Here is a 1,611-nt window from a genome sequence, read left to right on the forward strand (position 1 = left end):
TTTCACCAAAAAACGAGCGAGAAGCCCCTGGCTTTAGACATGGGGAGGAAAGCGGCTGCGACTTCAGTCGCCTTGAATTAAACTCCATAGGAATAGCCATCTTTTTTGTGAATAGATTGGCAATATTTGTGACTAATTCCTGCTACTCTTCCCTTCATTGTGGCGATATCGAACGAACCGGATGCACGGCAAAGGATTCGTCCTACATAAGATCCGACTTTTTTGCCTGCGGTGACTGTCGCGTTGATAATATCGCCAGTTTGAAAACCGAAATGAATTTGCTTTCTCGACTTGTGACGAATTGGGAAGCCAAACTTATTTGTGCCGCACATCTGTCGCGTACCGTGTCCTGTTGCCTTGATTAGCAGCGGTTGAAAAGTTAGCACTTTCAATTCTTCGACTTTGCCTACACAAGCAGCATCTAACCAGTGGGATTTAGGTAGCTGCAAACGAGTGCGATTGAATTTTGTCAAGCCACCACTGCCAGTAGAAACTGGTAAGCCAGTCATGCGGAGTCGGTTAAATAACGCCCAGCGAGTTGAATTAACTACTGTTGCGTCTTTTAAAGGACGTTTTGCTTGAGATAGAATCTTCTTCAAAACATCTGGCTTCTTGGAGAGGAATTGCTCAATGTCTTGAGTTCCCTTCCGAGTATTACAATTCTCGCAAGCAAGGCAAAGATTAGAAATACGATCAGAACCGCCTTTTGCTTTGGGATGAATATGCTCGATTTGTAATGGTGTATCAGCAACTCCACAATACGCGCATTTTCTGTCCCATTTATTCAGCAAATATTCGCGGATTTCGTAACCACATAAAATGCCTTGCTGGTATTCTAATCCACTAATCTCTGGATTTTCTAGTTGTTGTAAGTCGAATCGCACAAGTTCTTGAACAATGAAACTAATGGGGGCGACCTTCATTAATCTAGTTACCCATGTCAGGGTTGTTTCAACACGATGTTGTAGGCTTGGAGCCAGCCATCCTTTAGAACGAGTTCTATTTAGAAATCTTGCTTTTCGATAACGAGTATGGCGACTTCTCCTGCCTCTACGCAGTGAACGGCGAGACTCCAAACTGGCTTTAATTGATTGACCTCGGTGAGTTAGTTCTGCACCAAAGATTACATTTTTTCCTTGGACTAATGCAATTCCCGTGGTTTTGGAGCCAGGGTCTAATTTAAGAGTGATTGGTTCCTGGGGTGCTGTTATCTCTACCTTGAGTATTATCGTGAATGGATATCTTTTGAAAACAGCAGCTTTGCCAGTGGTTAGCAATTTACGAGCCATTCCTGGGCGGATTGGATTGAGCGGTTGCTTGTGACTATCAAGTACAAAAACAAAATTAGACATAAAGTCCTCCATTGCTGGGTAAAGTTCGCTCCCTTGAATGTTTTATGAGCTTGTTATGCCAAAAGCACTGGTTTAACCCCGTTAAGCCTGTTTAACTTTTAGCGATAGAGCGGAAAACTAGCGACGGATTTTCCGGTATCATGACTCTAAAAACGTAGGTCTAATCCTGTCTCTGGTAAGGTTCGGGCTTTCTTCTCGAACCGCTCGAAACGAGCCGGACTTTCCAAAAGCCCCCGCTTTTAAGCGTGGGGTTCCTTAC

Annotated in this window: 1 protein-coding gene; it reads right to left on the minus strand. The window is 43.8% G+C overall.

Going from position 1 to position 1,611, the window contains the following annotated elements:
* Window positions 1-77: 77 nt before the first annotated feature.
* Window positions 78-1,352 carry an RNA-guided endonuclease IscB gene (gene iscB / locus JGK16_RS32600; protein WP_293194027.1) on the minus strand — a complete coding sequence of 425 codons (1,275 nt, stop codon included), beginning with the start codon at window positions 1,350-1,352 and terminating at the stop codon, window positions 78-80.
* Window positions 1,353-1,611: the final 259 nt, after the last annotated feature.

This window comes from Microcoleus sp. PH2017_09_SFU_O_A, from assembly GCF_020738625.1.
Lineage (GTDB): Bacteria > Cyanobacteriota > Cyanobacteriia > Cyanobacteriales > Microcoleaceae > Microcoleus.